Consider the following 17,479-nt stretch of genomic DNA (forward strand, 5'->3'; position numbering starts at 1 on the left):
GGATGGTGTGGACAGCACAGGTCAGGCATCGGGCAAGGCGCGCAGCCATTCCTCGTCAGTGGTGGCGCTGGCATTGGCGGCGAGCACCTTGTGCCCGGTGGTCACCAGGCCGCGCAGTGCCGGCTGCACAGCGGTGCTGTCGCCGCCACCCAGGGCCTGGCCCCAGGTGACCACGCGCCCATCGGAGCACAGCGCGCAGAACCCGTTGGAGTTGGCGTACACCGCACGCACGTTGGTCAACTGGCCAACCACCCGGCTGGTATCGCCACCCGACTCGGCCCGCCCCCAGCACACCACCGTGCCGTTGCTGCGCAACGCCGCGAATGCCCATGCACTGCCAGCGACCTGAACGATGTCGGGGCATTGTGCAACCGCCGTAGGGACCGTGCCGCCGTTGGTGGCATTGCCCCATGCCACTACTCGTCCATTGCGCCGCCGCGCACAGAACGCGTGCCAGTTGGACACGACCTCAACGATATCGGTCAGGCTCCTGATTTCAGGTGGCACGGTGCCGCCGTGGCTGGCTGCGCCCCACGCAACCACCTGTCCAGTGGCACGCAGGGCGCTGAACGCCTGGGCCGTCGCGCCTTCAAGCGACAGCACATCGGTCAGTGCCGCAATTTCCGCAGGTACAGTGCCGCCGTAGCCGACGTTGCCCCAGGCGACCACGCGATTGTTGGTGCGGCGCGCGGCAAACGCAGCGAAATTGCCTTTGATGTAACAGCAGTCGGTCAGTGTTTTGATATCGACCGGCAAGGTGCCGCCATTCGCGGCGCTGCCCCAGGCGACCAGTTGCCCGTTGCTCTTCTGAGCGGCAAACGCCGTACCGGCGCCATACACAGCGGTATAACCGGCCTGGCTGATGATCTCTGGGGGGATGTCCGCGCCGCTGGCAAGGTTGCCCCAGCCACTCAAGCGTCCATCTCGCTTGAGCCCCACGAATGCCGTGGAGTTGGCGCGCACCGCCTTAAAATCGCCGGTTTCATTCGCCCGCAGGGTGCCACCCTCACCGGCATTGCCCCAGCACACGACGAACCCGTTGGCACGCAGCGCCGCATAGGCACTGCGGGTACAGCTGATCTCGACGATGTCGTCAAAGGTGATGAGGGTCGGTGGAATACTCGCGCCGTAAGCGGCACTGCCCCAGCCGACCATGTCGCGCACCCCGGCACCACGTTCGTCGCGCAGGGCCACGAATGCCGCGCTGCCATTGACCACGCGTCGACGCCGTTGCCGATGATGTTGGCCGGGTTCAATTCCACTTCATCCGACTGCGAGCGTACCCGCAGTGCCCTCCACGGCTGACGGTCGAACCAGGTGGTACCGGCGGTCCAGGCAACATCGCCTTTGTAGCGCCATTCGACCAGCATCGGCTGCAGGGTCTGGCGATTGAACGCGCTGATGATCCGCGAGGTGCTCGAGCAGCGGTAGGTACTGGCGCCATAGCGTGCGCCGCATACCGTTATGAGCCCGCTGCCGATCACGCGGTTGACCAGGTAGGTATTGACCGGGGAGTTCTCGACCGGCACGCCACTGACCCGCTCGACCGCGAACTTGAGCGTGATCGACTGGCGATTGCTCGCATTGATGGCGTTGTAGGGCACAGTGACGCGCAGCGCCTTCTCTTCGTCGCCGGCAGCAATGGTGATTACCTGGGAGAAGTTGCCCGACGACACGGGGCTTTCGACGCTGACGGTGACCTTGTCGCCACGCTTGAAGTGCGCGACGGCGTCGATCAGGACGGTTGCCCCCCTGACCACATCGTCCGGATTCAGTTGCTGGCCAGCGGTGGCCTCGACGAACACCGGCAGCGGCAAGGGCACCTTCTGCACGCGCAGTTTCACGGTGCCCGAGGACTGCTCGTTGCCGGCAAACCGGCACACCGTGTAGGAAACCCGTAGGTCATGATCGACGTTTGCAACGACGAACTTGGCGGGCACCAGCATCCGGATCGGCGCAGTCTGATCGGATAGCGCCATATAGGAAATCTGGGTCTTGCCACCTTTACCGTCGCCGTCCCAGTCCAGCACCACCTCGTCACCGTACTTGACCTGTGCGCCGAGCGGGATCACTACCGTGGCGTCACCTGCGGGCGTGAGCACGCCATCGTTGGCGCCTTCCACGACCGGTCGGGCAATTGCACGCTCTGTTCGGCTCGCTTGAGCGACAGCGGCGCCGACAGGCGAGTCGGCTGGTTGGCTTCAACCACCTGATAGATCACCTGGGCCTCATCGGTAAGCGTGGTGCTCCAACTGCCGTGGGGGATGTGGAACACCACGGTCTTGCCGACATTGCGCGAGGTGATCTTCATTTCGTCGTAGATACACTTGCCGCCCTGGTCGCACCACTGCGCCTGAACGGTCTGCCCTACCCTCATGTCGGTATACGGGGCAATTTCTATCGTGACATCGCCCACGCTGTTGGGGTCCAGCTCGCCATTGTGTGCCTGCGGGCAAAACGGCGCGGGCAGCTCCAGTTGCGCTTCCCCGATCTGCAGCCCCAGCACAGTCGACTGGAGCGGTTTGCTCAAGCCTTCGCGGGTGACCTCGTAGCTGACTTCAAGGGTGCCGCCATTGAGCGGCCTGATGTAACTCGCCCCATCGACCTTGAACTCGATGTCTTTGCCTTCCATGGCGCTGGTCACCGGCCGGGTGGCGGTGTAGCTCAGTGGGCTGCCGTCGGAGCGCAGGCCACGCCAGCTGATGGTCACACTGTCGCCGTACTTGAGCTGCGCTTGCTTGGGCACCACCACGGTGGCCGTCGCCAATGTGGGCAGCAGGCTGCCGTCGATGGCCTCTGGCACCACTGGGCTGGGCAGTTTGATATCGTTGCCGATAACGTCCACCCAGGCGCGCTTGGAGGTCTGCCGCGGGCTGTCAGTGCGGGTCATGCAGTACAACGCCCTGGCGAACCCCCCGGCGAGCGCCTTGGCATACGTATTGGGGATCAGAAAACTCAGTACCTGCCGCGACTTGGTCACGGTCTGAGGCGCCGGATTGAAGGTGATGACCTGCCCCTGGGCGGTGGTGCCCAGCCACGTCAGCTCGATCTTGTCCCTGAGCTTGAGCGCGCCACCGGGCACGACCCACACGTCGACCCGCACGTCTTCATCGCCAAGGTCTGCCAGGTCAATAGGTGCGCCAGGCTCGGCCTCTGGATCGGGATTGATGATCTCCGGGGCTTCAAGCTTGTTCGGGTCGACTTCCACCGCTACATAACCGCGCAGTGACCAGTCGCTGGAGACGTTGAAGCATTCATCCCAGACGCGATAGACCAATACCAGTTCGTCACCGTCACCGGCCTCGCGCACCAGCTCGGAGGGTACCGTGATGATGATGTCCGAGCCCTCCTCGCCAGGCTGCACGACATAGAGGACAAAGCCCCCATGCCAGCTGAACTCGCAGGTGTCGTACATGCGCATGTTCGGATAGGGCCGGATGGTGACCCGCACCCCGATATCGTCACCGTTCTCATCGACCAGGTCTTCCTCGCCGATGATGCCATCGGCGGGGGGATCGGTAAGCGTCGGTGGCAGCAGGTTGTAATGCCCGGGGCGGTCCGGCTGGGGATCGTTGCCGCCCGGAAACACCAGCCGTACCAGCACCTTGAGCACCAGGGACTTTTCCTTGTTGGCCGAGCCCACCCGCGTGACCACGCTGTACAGCTCACGCAAACCCGCCACCACCTTGCTCGCCGGAATGAACGCCTCGATGTTCTGGCCCACATGGGCCTCCAGCACTCTGACCGTCAGTGCCTGCAGCCGCGTATCGCCGAAAAACACGTCGATCGAATCACCCGCACTCATCTGCGCGTACGGCTGAATCACAATCAGCATGCCGCGCACGCTATTGACCAGGTGTTTGCCAACCCCGGCCTGTGCCCCCGGTGTCGACAGGTCGTCGATCTGAACAGCACCGGGGATGTAGATACGCCGTATCGTGTTGGTAGACGCCGCTGTCGCGGAAAACGAGCGCAGGGTCGCCGGCGGGGACAGCTGGGCGTTGAAATCGTCGATCATCTGCTGGAGGCTGGAGACCGGTTCGGCCTCGGAGGTGCTCACATCGCTTGTCATGAAGTTTCTCCAATCCAGGGAGCCCGCGGACATGGTCGGGGGTATGGGCTGGGGGTCATTGAAGTGCCAAAGCACGATGGCGCACAACTGACAGAAGTATCAGGTCGGGCCGTGTGCGCCGCGGCAATTTTCGCGAGAAATCGCTGACCAATTGCGCTAGGCTGGGCCTTTACTCACCAGGAGCATTCTCCATGGCAAAAGCCACTGCCCGTCACATCCTTGTTGCCACCGAAGACAAGTGCAACGAACTCAAGGCCCAGATCGAAGGCGGCGCCGATTTCGCTGAGATCGCCAAAGCCAACTCCACCTGCCCGTCCAGCCGTCAGGGTGGCGACCTGGGATCGTTCGGCCCTGGCCAGATGGTCAAGGAATTCGACACCGTGGTATTCAGCGCCCCGGTAAACACCGTGCAAGGCCCGGTGAAGACCCAGTTCGGCTATCACCTGCTGGAAGTGACCAGCCGCCAGGACTGATTGGCCTTGGCCGCACTCGCCGGCCCTGTCGCGCAGCCGCCTCCCGCCAGGACCAGACCTGCAGGGGCCGGCTTGGCCCGCGGTACCTTTATGACCTGTTGCCTGTTGCTGCTGTGCCCCGCGCAAGCACTGCGCGCCGCGCCCGGCCACGCCCTCACTGTCTACGGTGAAGCCCCCCGCTACCCTGCAACCTTCGAGCACTTCGACTACGTGAACCCTCAGGCGCCCAAAGGCGGCAGCCTGCGTCGCTCGGCACAGGAAATCGGCGGTTTTGACCATGTGCTGCCCTACCTCGACAAGGGCACGGGTGTCAGCGAAGTGGACGGCTGGCTGTATTCGCCGCTGGCGATCCGCTCGCTGGATGAGCCCTATACCGTGTACGGCCTGATCGCTCAACGCATCGAGCGCAGTGCCGACGGGCTGACGTTGCGCTTCTTCCTTGATCCACGTGCGCGCTTTGCCGATGGCCGGCCGGTACGCGCCGAGGACGTGCGCTTTACCTACGACCTGCTGCTACGCGAGGGCAGCCTCAAGTACCGCAACCAGTTCGCCGATGTCGCCGCCGTGGTGGTGGAATCCCCGCGCACGGTACGCTTCGAGTTCAAGACCAGCCAGAACCGCACCCTGGCCCTGGACCTGGCCTCGCTGCCCGTACTGCCCGCGCACGGCGTGCATGACTTCAGCAACGGTGGTGGTTTCGCGGCGCTGCTGGGCAGCGGCCCGTACCGCATTGCACGGATCGACAACCGCCGCAGCATCACCTTCGAGCGCAACCGTGACTGGTGGGCCCGCGACCTGCCGGTGAACCGTGGCCGCTACAATTTCGATCAGCTCAAGATCGAGTATTTCGGCGACACCGACGTGGCCCGGCAAGTGCTGCGCGGCGCCGGCTACGACTACAACCGCGAGTTTTCTGCCACCGGTTACTCCATCGGCTACAACGGCCCGGCCCTGGATGACGGGCGCCTGCAACGCGCGCAGTTGGCCCGGGAGGCGCCGCAGAACGCGCAGGGCTATGTGTTCAACCTGCAACGTCCGCTGTTTCGGGACCGCCGGGTGCGCCAGGCCATTGGCCTGCTGTGGGACTTCGAGTGGAGCAATCGGCAGATGATGCGCAACCTGTATATCCGCCAGCAGAGCTTTTTCGCCAACAGCGTGCTGGCCGCCCGTGCCTTGCCCGACAGCGCCGAACTCGCCGTGCTCGAACCCTTGCGCGGGCAAGTGCCTGGCGAGGTGTTCGAGCGCGTGTTCGAAGCGCCGCGCACCGACGGCTCGGGGCTGATCCGCGACAAGCAGCTGCACGCGCTGGAACTGTTGCGCCAGGCCGGCTGGCGCCCGCAGGGCGACCAATTGGTCAATGCCCAGGGCGAGCCGCTGAGCTTCACGTTTCTCAACGGCCAGTCGGGGCTCGAGCGCCTGCTGCTACCGTGGAAGCGCAACCTGGCACAGATCGGCATCACCCTGGACATCCGTCGCATCGATGCGGCGCAGTACGTCAATCGGCTGATGGCGCGCGACTACGACATGATCGTCACCGGCTACCCGGTCTCGCCCTCGCCAGGGCTGGAGCTGTACAGCTACTTCGGCTCGGCCGCAGCCACCGATCCGGGTTCGAACAACTACATGGTCTTGCAGGACCCGGCCGTGGATCGCCTGATCGACGGCCTGGTCAAAGCGACCAGCCAGTCCGACATGCTGCGCCATGCGCATGCGCTGGACCGAGTGCTGCAGTGGAACTACTACTGGATCCCCAATTACTACCCGCCTGGCACCTCGACGGTGTGGTGGAACCGCTTTGGCATCCCCAAGGTGCGCGCCAGCAATGACCCCGCCCTCGACACCTGGTGGGAGATCAGCCCCACCGCGCTGACCAACGCGCAGATGGCCGAACGCCTGCAGGCTGCGCCATGAGCGCCTATATCCTGCGCCGCTTGCTGCTGATACTCCCCACCTTGCTGATCATCCTGCTGGTGAACTTCGCGATCATCCAGGCCGCACCGGGTGGCCCGGTGGAACAGGCCGTGGCACGCCTGCAGGGCATCGGTGCCGGTGCGCCGGGGGCCGGCAGCGACACGCTGCACGCCGACTCGCGGGCCAGTCGCGGGCTCGACCCCAAGCTGCTGGAGACCATCAAGCGCCAGTATGGTTTCGACAAATCCGCCCCCGAGCGGCTGTGGCTGATGCTCACCCACTACGCCCGGCTGGATTTTGGCAACAGCTTCTTTCGCGGCGCCAAGGTCACCGAGCTGATCCTGGACAAGCTGCCGGTTACCCTGTCGCTTGGCGTGTGGGCTACCTTGATTACCTACCTGGTGTCGATCCCGCTGGGTATCCGCAAGGCCATACGCCACGGCAGCGCTTTCGACGCCTGGAGCAGCGCACTGATCGTGATCGGCTACGCGTTGCCCGCGTTCCTGTTCGCCCTGCTGCTGATCGTGCTGTTTGCCGGGGGCACTTCGCTCAACTGGTTCCCGGTGCGCGGGCTGGTGTCGGAGAACTTTGCCGAGTTGAGCCTGCTGGGCAAGCTGGCCGACTACTTCTGGCACCTGGTGCTGCCGGTGGGCTCGCTGGTGATCGGCGGCTTTGCCACGCTTACCCTGCTGACCAAGAACGCCTTTCTCAACGAGATCACCCGCCAGTACGTGGTGACGGCGCGTGCCAAGGGGTTGAGCGAGCGCCGGGTGCTGTACGGCCATGTCTTTCGCAACGCGATGCTGCTGGTGGTGGCGGGCATCCCGCAGGCGCTGATCACGGTATTTTTTGCAGGCTCGCTGCTGATCGAGGTGATTTTCTCCCTCGATGGCCTGGGCCGCATGAGTTACGAGGCCGCAGTGTCGCGGGACTACCCGGTGGTGTTCGGCTCGCTGTTCATCTTTACCCTGTTCGGCCTGTTGATCCGCCTGCTGGGCGACCTGTGCTACACCCTGGTCGACCCGCGCATCGACTTTGCCACGAGGCGTACCTGATGCGGCGCCTCTCGCCCCTGTCCAGGCGCCGGCTGGCGAACTTTCGGCGCAACCGTCGCGGCTGGTTTTCGCTGTGGGCGTTCATGGCACTGTTGCTGCTGAGCCTGGGGGCGGAGCTGGTGGCCAACGACAAACCGCTGCTGCTGGGCTACCAGGGCAGCCTGTACGTTCCTGCGTTCAAGCGTTACACCGAACAGCAGTTCGGCGGCCAGCTGCCTTTCCAGCCCGACTACCGTAGCCAGTATGTGCGCACGCTGATCGAGGATCAGGGTGGCTGGATGCTGTTCGCGCCGATCCCCTTCAGCGCCGACACCCCCAACTACGACCTGCAGCTGCCCACCCCCAGCCCGCCCACCCGCAGCAACTGGCTGGGCACTGACGACCAGGCGCGTGACGTGCTGGCGCGCGTGCTGTACGGCACGCGGGTGTCGATCCTGTTTGCGTTGCTGCTGACCGCCATCAGCACCGTCATCGGCGTGGCCGCCGGGGCCCTGCAGGGTTATCACGGCGGCTGGGTCGACCTGCTGGGGCAGCGCTTGCTGGAGGTGTGGTCGGGGCTGCCGGTGCTGTACCTGCTGATCATTCTGAGCGGCTTTGTGGAGCCGAATTTCTGGTGGTTGCTGGGGATCATGGCGCTGTTCTCGTGGCTGGCGCTGGTGGACGTGGTACGCGCCGAATTCCTGCGCGGTCGCAACCTGGAGTACGTTCAGGCGCGCGCGCACTGGGGCTACCTGACCGGCTGGTGATCGTCCGGCATATCCTGCCCAACGCCATGAATGCCACCCTCACCTACCTGCCGTTTATCCTCACCGGGGCCATTTCGACCCTCACCGCACTGGATTTTCTCGGCTTCGGCATGCCGGCCGGGAGTGCGTCGCTGGGGGAACTGGTCAACCAGGGCAAGCAGAACCTGCAAGCGCCGTGGTTGGGTTTCACGGCGTTTTTTGCCCTCGCGCTGATACTGTCGCTGCTGGTGTTCATCGGCGATGCGTTGCGCGAAGCGTTTGATCCACGGGCATAATCGCAGCCTCATTCCAGCGGAGCGGCCCATGCAAGACAGTCACAGCCTCAAGGACTACCAGCACGTGCGCCAACTGGCAATCCGCTCGCTGTTCGAGATCATCGAGCAGTCCAGCGAAGGCACGATCATCGTCGACCGCGACGCGCGTATCGTATGGATGAACCAGCGCTATGCACGCCGCTTCGGCCTGGAGGACGCCAGTGTCGCCATTGGCCAACCGTGCGAAAGCGTGATCCCGGGTAGCCAGATGCGCGAAGTGGTAACCCAGGGCCGGCCGATCCTGCTGGACATGCTCGACACCCCTAAAGAGCCGCTGGTGGTCATGCGCCTGCCGATTCACGACACGGCGGGCGCGGTCATTGGTGCCATAGGCTTCGCGCTGTTCGATGAACTGCACAGCCTGTCGCCGTTGCTCAAGCGCTATGCCGGCATGCAACAGGAACTGGCCTCGACACGCTCGCTGTTGCGCACCCGTCAGGCCAAGTACAACTTTGCGCAGTTCATCGGCACCAGTGCGGCGAGCCTTGAGGTCAAGCGGCGGGCGCGCCGCGGGGCCAGCAGCGACTCGGCGGTGTTGTTGCTGGGCGAGACAGGTACGGGCAAAGAGTTGCTCGCGCATGCGATCCACGCAGCGTCTGCGCGTGCGCACAAGCCGTTCGTCAGCGTCAACAGCGCAGCCATCCCGCACGATTTGCTGGAGGCCGAATTCTTTGGTACGGCACCCGGCGCCTTCACCGGTGCCGACCGCAAGGGCCGTCCCGGCAAACTGCAGGTCGCCGAAGGCGGCACCTTGTTCCTCGATGAGATCGGCGATATGCCGCTGACGTTGCAGAGCAAGCTGCTGCGGGTGCTGCAGGAAAAGGAGTATGAGCCGGTAGGTTCCAACCAGGTGCGGCAAAGCGATGTGCGCGTGATTGCCGCGACTTCGCGTGACCTGGTAGCGGCCATCGCGCGCGGAGAGTTTCGTGCCGACCTGTATTACCGACTGAACGTCCTGCCGATTGAAGTGCCACCGTTGCGTGCGCGGTTGGACGACCTGCCGGCGTTGAGCGAGGCGATCCTGGAAGAGTTGGGCAGTCGTCACGAACTTGAGCACGACGCGCTGGCACTGCTGGCTCGGCATGCCTGGCCGGGCAATATCCGTGAACTGCGCAATGTGCTGGAGCGCGCGACGTTGATGGCTGACCAGCAACGCCTGAGTGCCCTGGAGGTGCAATCGGCGCTGGGTGAGTGGGTGCCCCTGGCGCTTGAGGCGCCGCTGCTCAACTACCGGCAGGCGTGTGCAGCGTTCGAGCGCCAGTTGCTGGAAAGCGCCCTGGCGCGCTGTGCCGGCAATGTGCCGCAGGCGGCGCGAGAGTTGGGGTTGGGGCGCTCTACGCTGTACAAGAAGCTGGTGGCGCTGGGGATCCAGTCTCAATAACGAGATATCGCTCTCAAAAAAGAGACAACGACTGCATCGCGCGTTTAGCAGCGCGCTCCTTGGCCAAGCAAGCAGGGCACGCGGCGTTGATCTGGCAACAGCCAGTCTCAAAATAGAGACAAACGGTTGAGAGTCGCCCTCGGTCGTTATATTTATCATTAAAAATCAATAAGTTATAAATCTGGCACGATCCTCGCTAGCTCCTTGCTTCCAACAAAAACAAGATGCACCCAAGGAGACACTCGATGAGTGTAATCATTGCCCTGGCAGCGCTGGCGCTGCTGATGCTGGCGGCCTACCGTGGCTACAGCGTCATTCTGTTTGCCCCCATCGCGGCCCTGGGCGCGGTACTGCTGACCGACCCCTCTGCCGTCGCCCCCGCCTTTACCGGGGTGTTCATGGAGAAGATGGTCGGCTTCATCAAGCTGTATTTCCCCGTGTTCCTGCTCGGTGCCGTGTTCGGCAAGCTGATCGAGTTGTCCGGTTTTTCGCGCTCCATCGTCGCCGCGGCCATCCGCCTGCTCGGTACTCGCCAGGCCATGCTGGTGATCGTGCTGGTGTGCGCACTGCTCACCTACGGCGGCGTATCGCTGTTTGTCGTGGTGTTTGCGGTGTACCCGTTCGCCGCCGAAATGTTCCGCCAGAGCAACATCCCCAAGCGACTGATCCCAGCCACCATCGCACTGGGTGCGTTCTCTTTCACCATGGACGCTCTGCCCGGCACGCCACAGATCCAGAACATTATCCCCAGCACGTTCTTCAACACCACCGCCTGGGCCGCGCCCTGGCTTGGGTTGATCGGTACGCTGTTCGTGTTCTGTACCGGCATGCTGTATCTGCAGCGCCAGCGCAACAAGGCACAACGCGCCGGCGAGGGCTACGGCAACGCGTTGCGCAACGAGCCGGAAACCGCCGCCGATCTCACCTTGCCGCACCCGCTGCTGGCACTCTCGCCGCTGCTGCTGGTGGGCGTGATGAACCTGCTGTTCACCCACTGGATCCCGGCGTGGTACGGCAACACCCACAGCCTGAGCCTGCCCGGCATGAGTGCCCCGGTGCAGACCGACATAGCCAAGCTCACCGCCATCTGGGCGGTAGAAGCCGCCCTGTTGCTGGGTATCGTGCTGGTGCTGGTGAGCGCGTTCGGTGCGATCCGCACGCGCCTAGCCGAAGGCAGCAAGAGCGCGGTCAATGGTGCCTTGCTGGCAGCCATGAACACCGCGTCGGAATACGGCTTCGGGGCGGTGATCGCCTCATTGCCCGGGTTTCTGGTACTGGCCGATGCGTTGCGCAGCATCCCCGACCCACTGGTCAACGAGGCGATCACCGTCACCCTGCTGGCCGGCATTACCGGTTCGGCTTCCGGCGGCATGAGCATTGCGCTGGCGGCGATGGCCGAGAGTTTCATCAGTGCGGCGCACGCGGCCAACATTCCCCTGGAGGTGCTGCACCGCGTCGCCGCGATGGCCAGTGGCGGCATGGACACGTTGCCGCACAACGGCGCGGTCATCACCCTGCTGGCCGTCACCGGCCTGACCCACCGTGAAGCCTACAAGGACATCTTCGGCATCACGATCATCAAGACCCTGGCGGTCTTCGTGGTGATCGCTACCTTCTACGCTACCGGCATTGTCTGAGGAGACACGCATGAACCTTTCCGGAAAAGTCGCACTGGTCACCGGCTCCACCAGCGGTATCGGTCTGGGTATTGCCCAGGCGCTGGCCGGCGCCGGTGCCGACGTGATTCTCAACGGTTTCGGCGATGCCAGCGCTGCGCTGGCCGACGTCAGCCGCCACGGCACGCGGGTGGGCCACCACCCGGCCGACCTTGGCAGCGTGGAGCAACTGGAGGCGCTGTTCGCCTATGCCGAGGGTGAGTTCGGCGGGGTCGACATTCTCGTCAACAATGCCGGTATCCAGCACGTGGCACCGGTCGAGGCATTCCCCGTGGAGCGCTGGGACGCGATCATCGCCCTGAATCTCTCGGCCGTGTTCCACTGCACCCGCCTGGCCTTGCCGGGCATGCGTCAACGCAGTTGGGGCCGTATTGTCAATATTGCCTCGGTGCATGGGCAGGTTGGCTCGGTGGGCAAGGCGGCGTATGTCGCCGCCAAGCACGGCGTGGTCGGCCTGACCAAGGTGGTCGGGCTGGAAACCGCCACCAGCAACATCACCTGCAATGCCGTCTGCCCCGGTTGGGTGTTGACGCCGCTGGTGCAAAAACAGATCGACGACCGCGCCGCCAATGGCATCGAACCCGAACAGGCACAGCACGCTCTGCTGGCCGAGAAGCAGCCGTCATTGGCCTTCGTCACGCCCCAGCACCTGGGTGAACTGGTATTGTTCCTGTGTAGCGAAGCCGGGAGCCAGGTACGCGGTGCGGCCTGGAACATCGACGGTGGCTGGCTGGCCCAGTAACGTGGGCATACCGGCCCGGCAACGACTGTCATTTCATCTGCAAGGAGCTTTCATGCACCCACGTCCGCTCATTTCGGCATTCCTCCTGCCGGTCGCGTTCCTCGCCACTGCCCACGCCGCGGACCTGAAGGAGGTAGCCCCCTACCCCGAGGCGCAAACAGGTTTCACCCGCCAGGTCATTCACCTGCCTGCACAGGCCGACGAGTCGGCCTTCAAGCTTGAAGTCCTGGCGGGCAAGCGCCTGCAGGTGGACTGCAACCGGCAGCGCCTGGGCGGTACGCTGGAGGAGAAAACCCTCGATGGCTGGGGCTACAGCTACTACCACTTGGACAAGGTGACGGGCCCGACCTCGACGCTGATGGCCTGCCCCGACAACCAGAAGACCGAGGCTTTTGTCCCGGTGCTGGGCGATAGCTTCCTGCTGCGCTACAACAGCAAGCTGCCGGTGGTGATCTACGCACCGAAAGACGTCGAGGTACGCTACCGCATCTGGTCGGCCTCCAGCGAGGTGAAGAGCGCCACCGCAGAGTAACCTCGCAATCACAGAGGGGGATCACGGATGAACGATGTGTTGTGGCAACCCAGCGACGCGCAGGTGCAGGCCAGTCGAATGGACCAGCTGCGCCGCGCAATCAACCGCCAGTACGGGTTGGACCTTGCCGACTATGCGGCGCTGCACCGCTGGAGCATCGAACAGCGGCCGGCCTTCTGGCAGGCCATCGTCGACACCTTTGACGTGCAATGGCACACCCCACCCAGCCAGGTGCTGGATGAAGGGCCACAGATGCCGGACGCGCGCTGGTTCCCCTCGGCGACGTTGAATTTCGCCGAACACCTGTTACGCCGCCGCGACAGCCACCCAGCGGTGGTCAGCGTGCGCGAGGATGGCACGCGCCACTGCCTCAGCCATGCACAACTGGCCGCCGAAGTGGCCGGCCTGCAACGCAGCCTGCAGGCCGCCGGTATCGGCAGCGGCGACCGGGTGGCCGCCTGCATGCCCAACACCTGGCACACCCTGGTGGCCATGCTTGCCTGTACCAGCCTTGGCGCGGTGTGGTCGTGCTGCTCGCCGGAGTTCGGCACCCACGGCATCATTGATCGCTTTGGCCAGATCGAGCCCAAGCTGCTGCTGGTCTGCGCCGGGTATCAGTACGCCGGCAAGGCGCTGGACCAGGTCGACAAGATCAACCAGGTACTGGCCCAACTGCCCAGCCTCGAACACCTGCTGGTGGTGCCCTACACCCAGGCTCAAGCGCGTACCGAAGACTTGCGCTGCAGCGCTTCGGTCACCCTGTGGGACGACTTCTACCAGGCGGGCGGCGAGCCCTTCTTCACTGCCCTGGCGTTCGACCACCCGCTGTACATTCTGTATTCCAGCGGCACCACGGGGGTACCCAAGTGCATCGTGCATAGCGCGGGCGGCGTGCTGTTGCAGCACCTCAAGGAGCACGGTCTGCACAGTGACCTGCGTGCCGACGAGTACCTGTTCTACTACACCACCTGTGGCTGGATGATGTGGAACTGGCTGGTCAGTGGCCTGGCACTCGGGGCTACCCTGGTGCTGTACGACGGCTCGCCGTTGCACCCCGGCCCGGAGCGCCTGCTGGACCTGATCGATGCAGAGGGCATCAGTGTGTTCGGTACCAGTGCCAAGTACCTCGCAGCCCTCGAGCAGGCCGGCCTGCAACCGCGCCACAGCCATCGCCTGCGAGCGCTGCGGCTGCTGTTGTGCACGGGCTCACCGCTGTCGCCGCAAAGCTATGACTACGTGTACCGGGAGGTCAAGGCCGATGTATGCCTGGCGTCGATGTCCGGGGGCACGGATATCGTCTCCTGCTTTGTCATCGGCAACCCGGTACTGCCGGTTCGCCGTGGCGAGATCCAGTGCAAGAGCCTGGGCATGGCGGTGCAGGTGTGGGACGACAATGGCCAGCCACTGGTCGGTGAAAAGGGCGAACTGGTGTGCACGCGCCACTTCCCTGCCGTCCCGCTGGGCTTCTGGAATGACCCCGACGGCTCGCGCTTCAAGGCCGCCTACTTCACCCAGTTCCCCGGGGTGTGGGCGCAAGGCGACTACGCCGAGGAAACTGCCCAGGGCGGCATGCTGATTCATGGACGCTCGGACGCCGTACTGAACCCCGGCGGCGTGCGGATCGGCACCGCCGAAATCTACCGTCAGGTGGAGACGGTCGAGCAGGTGCTGGAAAGCGTGGCCATTGGTCAGCAATGGCAAGGCGATGTGCGCGTGGTGCTGTTCGTGCGCCTGCGTCAGGGGCTCACGCTGGATGCTGCCTTGCAGGCACACCTGCGCCAGGTGATTCGCGCCAACACCAGTGCCCGCCATGTGCCGGCGGTGATCGTGCAGGTGGCGGATGTTCCGCGCACCATCAGTGGCAAGATCGTCGAACTGGCGGTGCGTAATGTGGTGCATGGTCTGCCGGTGAAAAATACCGATGCGCTGGCCAACCCCGAGGCACTGGAGCATTTTCGAGACCGCGCCGAGTTGCGCGATCAGGCATAATCAGCCGCTTTTACCTGCAACAGAGGCACCATGAAAGCACAGGCCCGTCATATCCTGGTCAAAACCGCCGAAGAGGCGGAGCAACTCAAGCAACGCATCGCCAAGGGCGAAGCCTTCGACGTGCTGGCGAAAAAATACTCCACCTGCCCCTCCGGCAAGCGCGGCGGCGACCTGGGCGAAGTGCGCCCCGGGCAGATGGTCGGTGCCATCGACCAGGTCATCTTCAAGAAGCCGCTGCGCGTGGTACACGGCCCGATCAAGAGCAAGTTCGGCTACCACCTGGTGCAGGTGTTCTATCGCGACTGACTACAGGCTGTCGTGCGCCTGACGTGCCAGGGCCGTCTGTTTGTCGATGAGATCGCGGCGCAGGCCGCTGACCAGGTTGGTAATCGCACGGTTGCTGTTCAGTTGCGCAGCGCTGATACCCGTGACCTGCAGGTCGATACGCTGGAAACGGCTGTCGTACAGCTGCACGGTCAACGATTGATCCGACGCCTGCGTGCAGCGGCAGCGCACCGGCAGAAACCTGCTTTCGATGATGTTGCTCAATTCCAGCGTCGATAACATGTCCCTGTCTCCCTGGCAGTGGGCGGCGATGCGCCGCAAGTCCTGAGAGAGCCTAGGCCAGACCCGCGCCGCTGCTCAGAACCTTTTCTGATATCACGCCAGGTTTCCCGCGCCACCTGACATTTATGCCAGTTGTGACGGTCGGTACGTGCCTGTATTACAGGAGTGACATTGACTCGCGAGGATACCGGCATGAGCGCAGCATGGCGTGTGCTCGTGGCTGGCCTGCCACTGCTAGGCCCATTGTCGCTGCTCCCCACGGCCCATGCCGCCTGCATGTTCGGCCCGGATACCGGCCATGACCGCTATGTGTGCGACAGCGCCAGTGCACCCGCCCTGACCGACCTCAATGGCGACAACAGCCTGATACTGCCGGCCGGTGGCAGCGGCACGATTGTCGGCAACGTGACCTTCGGCGCAGGGGCTGACCGTGTGGAAATCGTGTCGGGCACCATTGGCGGGATCGTCGACCAGGGCGCGGGTATCGATACGTTCATCATGCGCGGCGGGCAGATTCAGGCACTGCAGCAGGGCAACAGCCGCGACCTGTTCGACATGAGCGGCGGGCGCATCGTCGGTGCTTTCGAGGACGGTGACGTGGCGCGCATGAGTGGCGGGCGCATCGGCGTGTTGACATGAAGCTGGACGACAACCTGTTCGACATGTCCGGCGGGGTGATCGACGGCAACCTGGTAAGCGGTTTCGGCAAGGACACCATTCTGCTCAGTGGTGGGCGGATCGGTGGCAATATCAGCGTCAGCGGTGGCGACGACCGCATCAGCATCAGCGGTGGCGAGGTGCTTGGCAGCCTGCTGCTGAGCTTTGGCAACGACCAGTTGATCTGGCGCGATGACGGCATCGTACGCGGCACGGTGCAAATGGGCGAAGGCGATGACCAGGCGCTGCTGGACAATCTCGATGAGCGCCAGCTGGGCCTCACCCGGCAACTGGACGCGGGCCTGGGCAACGACACCCTGGTGTTCGACAACACCCGCAGCAGCTCGGGTGCACGCTATATCGGCTGGGAAAGTGTGCGTCTGAACAACGGCTCGACACTCGACCTTGACGATAGGCTGGTACTCGGCGATTCCGCCAGCAGCACCGGCACACTGCAGATTGACCCCAGCAGCCAGCTGGTCTCGCGCAAGGGCCAGGTATCGGGCTTTGCGCCAGGCCAGCCGGTTACGGTGGCCAACGCCGGGCTGATCGACCTGAGTGGCGGCGGCGACGCCCAGGGTCGCCTGACCATCAACGGGCACTACCTCGCCCGCGGCGCCACACTACGCCTGAACAGCGTGCTGGCCGGCGATGGCGCCGCCTCTGACCGGCTGGTGGTCCACCAGGGCTCGCTCAGCGGCAGCACCGCGCTGCAGGTCACCAACCTGGGCGGTAGCGGCGCGCTGACCTCGGCCAATGGCATCGAAGTGGTCGAGGCGGCAGGCGGGACCACCAGCAGCAATAGCGCGTTCTCCCTCGGCCAACCGTTGTCGGCCGGTGCCTATCAGTACTACCTGTTCAAGGGCGGTGTAACCGCCGGCAGCGAGAACAGCTGGTACCTGCGTTCGAGCGTAGTGGCTGCGCCCACGCCAGCGGCAGCGCCCCCCCGGCCAGCCGCTGCCTACGCCTGCGCCGTTGGCAGTCCCCATTGCCGCACCCGGCACCCCGCCGCTGCCGGCCCCGATCGCCGGGCAGACCATCGTGCTGTATCGCGCCGAGGTTCCGCTGTATGCCGCCGCCAATCGGGCCGCCGCGCTGATCGGGCGGTCGACACTGGGCACCTTTCACCAGCGCCAGGGCGAGCAGCGCCTGCTGCGCGAAGCGGGCCCGGTGGCTGCCGGCTGGGGGCAGACCTTTGGCGAGCAGGTGCGCCAGCAGTGGTCGGGCACGGTGTCACCCAGCCTGAAGGGGAGCCTTCAGGGTTTCGAAGTGGGTCATGACCTGTTCGCGATCGAGGCAAACAGTGGTTATCGCCAGCACGCCGGCGTGTATGTGGGCCGCGCCGCCTCAAGCTGACGATCCAA

15 protein-coding genes and 2 pseudogenes are annotated in these 17,479 nt (G+C 64.3%); 13 read left to right on the top strand and 4 right to left on the bottom strand.

Annotation, left to right across the window (positions count from 1 at the left end; all coding sequences use genetic code 11):
• Window positions 1–21 precede the first annotated feature (21 nt).
• The 3 genes from G3436_RS04135 to G3436_RS04145 are packed head-to-tail and all read right to left on the bottom strand — an operon-like array spanning window position 22 to window position 4,072.
• On the bottom strand, window positions 22–915 hold the full coding sequence (locus G3436_RS04135) for an RCC1 domain-containing protein (protein WP_163941620.1): 894 nt from the start codon (window positions 913–915) through the stop codon (window positions 22–24).
• On the bottom strand, window positions 912–2,102 hold the full coding sequence (locus G3436_RS04140) for a hypothetical protein (RefSeq protein ID WP_163941622.1): 1,191 nt from the start codon (window positions 2,100–2,102) through the stop codon (window positions 912–914). The genes G3436_RS04135 and G3436_RS04140 overlap by 4 nt, the downstream gene beginning before the upstream one ends.
• Window positions 2,072–4,072, bottom strand: coding sequence for a hypothetical protein (locus G3436_RS04145; protein ID WP_163941625.1), 2,001 nt, complete (start codon window positions 4,070–4,072; stop codon window positions 2,072–2,074). Before G3436_RS04145 ends, G3436_RS04140 begins: the two co-directional genes overlap by 31 nt.
• Before the next feature lie 191 nt (window positions 4,073–4,263).
• Here G3436_RS04145 and G3436_RS04150 point away from each other — a divergent pair, with 191 nt between their 5' ends.
• The 10 genes and pseudogenes from G3436_RS04150 to G3436_RS04195 all read left to right on the top strand — a co-directional run bounded on the left by G3436_RS04150 (window position 4,264) and on the right by G3436_RS04195 (window position 15,197).
• Window positions 4,264–4,545 carry a peptidylprolyl isomerase gene (locus G3436_RS04150; protein WP_069075821.1) on the top strand — a complete coding sequence of 94 codons (282 nt, stop codon included), beginning with the start codon at window positions 4,264–4,266 and terminating at the stop codon, window positions 4,543–4,545.
• Between the two features lie 90 nt (window positions 4,546–4,635).
• The gene (locus G3436_RS04155) at window positions 4,636–6,456 is read left to right on the top strand and encodes an extracellular solute-binding protein (RefSeq protein WP_163941628.1); all 1,821 of its coding nucleotides are present in this window, start codon (window positions 4,636–4,638) and stop codon (window positions 6,454–6,456) included.
• Window positions 6,453–7,511, top strand: coding sequence for a microcin C ABC transporter permease YejB (gene yejB / locus G3436_RS04160; RefSeq protein ID WP_163941631.1), 1,059 nt, complete (start codon window positions 6,453–6,455; stop codon window positions 7,509–7,511). The genes G3436_RS04155 and yejB overlap by 4 nt, the downstream gene beginning before the upstream one ends.
• Window positions 7,511–8,532 (top strand): annotated as a pseudogene (locus tag G3436_RS04165) (ABC transporter permease). The gene yejB and the pseudogene G3436_RS04165 overlap by 1 nt, the downstream one beginning before the upstream one ends.
• A 28-nt stretch (window positions 8,533–8,560) precedes the next feature.
• Entirely contained in the window at window positions 8,561–9,952 is a 1,392-nt protein-coding gene (locus G3436_RS04170; RefSeq protein WP_163941634.1) for a sigma-54 interaction domain-containing protein, read from the top strand.
• A gap of 245 nt (window positions 9,953–10,197) precedes the next feature.
• Window positions 10,198–11,589 carry a GntP family permease gene (locus G3436_RS04175; RefSeq protein WP_163941638.1) on the top strand — a complete coding sequence of 464 codons (1,392 nt, stop codon included), beginning with the start codon at window positions 10,198–10,200 and terminating at the stop codon, window positions 11,587–11,589.
• 10 nt (window positions 11,590–11,599) lie between these two features.
• A complete protein-coding gene (hbdH, locus tag G3436_RS04180; RefSeq protein WP_163941641.1) occupies window positions 11,600–12,370 on the top strand; it encodes a 3-hydroxybutyrate dehydrogenase in 771 nt (256 codons plus the stop codon).
• A gap of 52 nt (window positions 12,371–12,422) precedes the next feature.
• Window positions 12,423–12,902 (top strand): serine protease inhibitor ecotin, encoded by a 480-nt coding sequence (eco, locus tag G3436_RS04185; RefSeq protein ID WP_163941644.1) that lies wholly within the window; start codon window positions 12,423–12,425, stop codon window positions 12,900–12,902.
• 27 nt (window positions 12,903–12,929) lie between these two features.
• Window positions 12,930–14,891 (top strand): acetoacetate--CoA ligase, encoded by a 1,962-nt coding sequence (locus G3436_RS04190; protein WP_163941646.1) that lies wholly within the window; start codon window positions 12,930–12,932, stop codon window positions 14,889–14,891.
• Between the two features lie 30 nt (window positions 14,892–14,921).
• Window positions 14,922–15,197: a peptidylprolyl isomerase gene (locus G3436_RS04195; RefSeq protein ID WP_038611202.1), complete on the top strand. Its 276-nt coding sequence runs from the start codon at window positions 14,922–14,924 to the stop codon at window positions 15,195–15,197.
• On the opposite strand, the gene G3436_RS04200 is transcribed toward G3436_RS04195, so the two are convergent.
• On the bottom strand, window positions 15,198–15,458 hold the full coding sequence (locus G3436_RS04200; protein ID WP_163941650.1) for a DUF1652 domain-containing protein: 261 nt from the start codon (window positions 15,456–15,458) through the stop codon (window positions 15,198–15,200).
• Between the two features lie 192 nt (window positions 15,459–15,650).
• Between G3436_RS04200 and G3436_RS27290 the strand changes: the two genes are divergently transcribed.
• The 3 genes and pseudogenes from G3436_RS27290 to G3436_RS27300 all read left to right on the top strand — a co-directional run bounded on the left by G3436_RS27290 (window position 15,651) and on the right by G3436_RS27300 (window position 17,471).
• Window positions 15,651–16,097: a hypothetical protein gene (locus G3436_RS27290; RefSeq protein ID WP_243667003.1), complete on the top strand. Its 447-nt coding sequence runs from the start codon at window positions 15,651–15,653 to the stop codon at window positions 16,095–16,097.
• Between the two features lie 239 nt (window positions 16,098–16,336).
• A pseudogene (locus tag G3436_RS27295) lies at window positions 16,337–16,912 on the top strand (autotransporter outer membrane beta-barrel domain-containing protein); the annotation flags it as partial.
• Window positions 16,913–17,156: 244 nt separating this feature from the next.
• Complete coding sequence (locus G3436_RS27300; RefSeq protein ID WP_338001201.1) at window positions 17,157–17,471, top strand: autotransporter outer membrane beta-barrel domain-containing protein; 315 nt, start codon at window positions 17,157–17,159, stop codon at window positions 17,469–17,471.
• Window positions 17,472–17,479: the final 8 nt, after the last annotated feature.

The organism is Pseudomonas brassicae (assembly GCF_010671725.1).
Classification (GTDB): domain Bacteria; phylum Pseudomonadota; class Gammaproteobacteria; order Pseudomonadales; family Pseudomonadaceae; genus Aquipseudomonas; species Aquipseudomonas brassicae.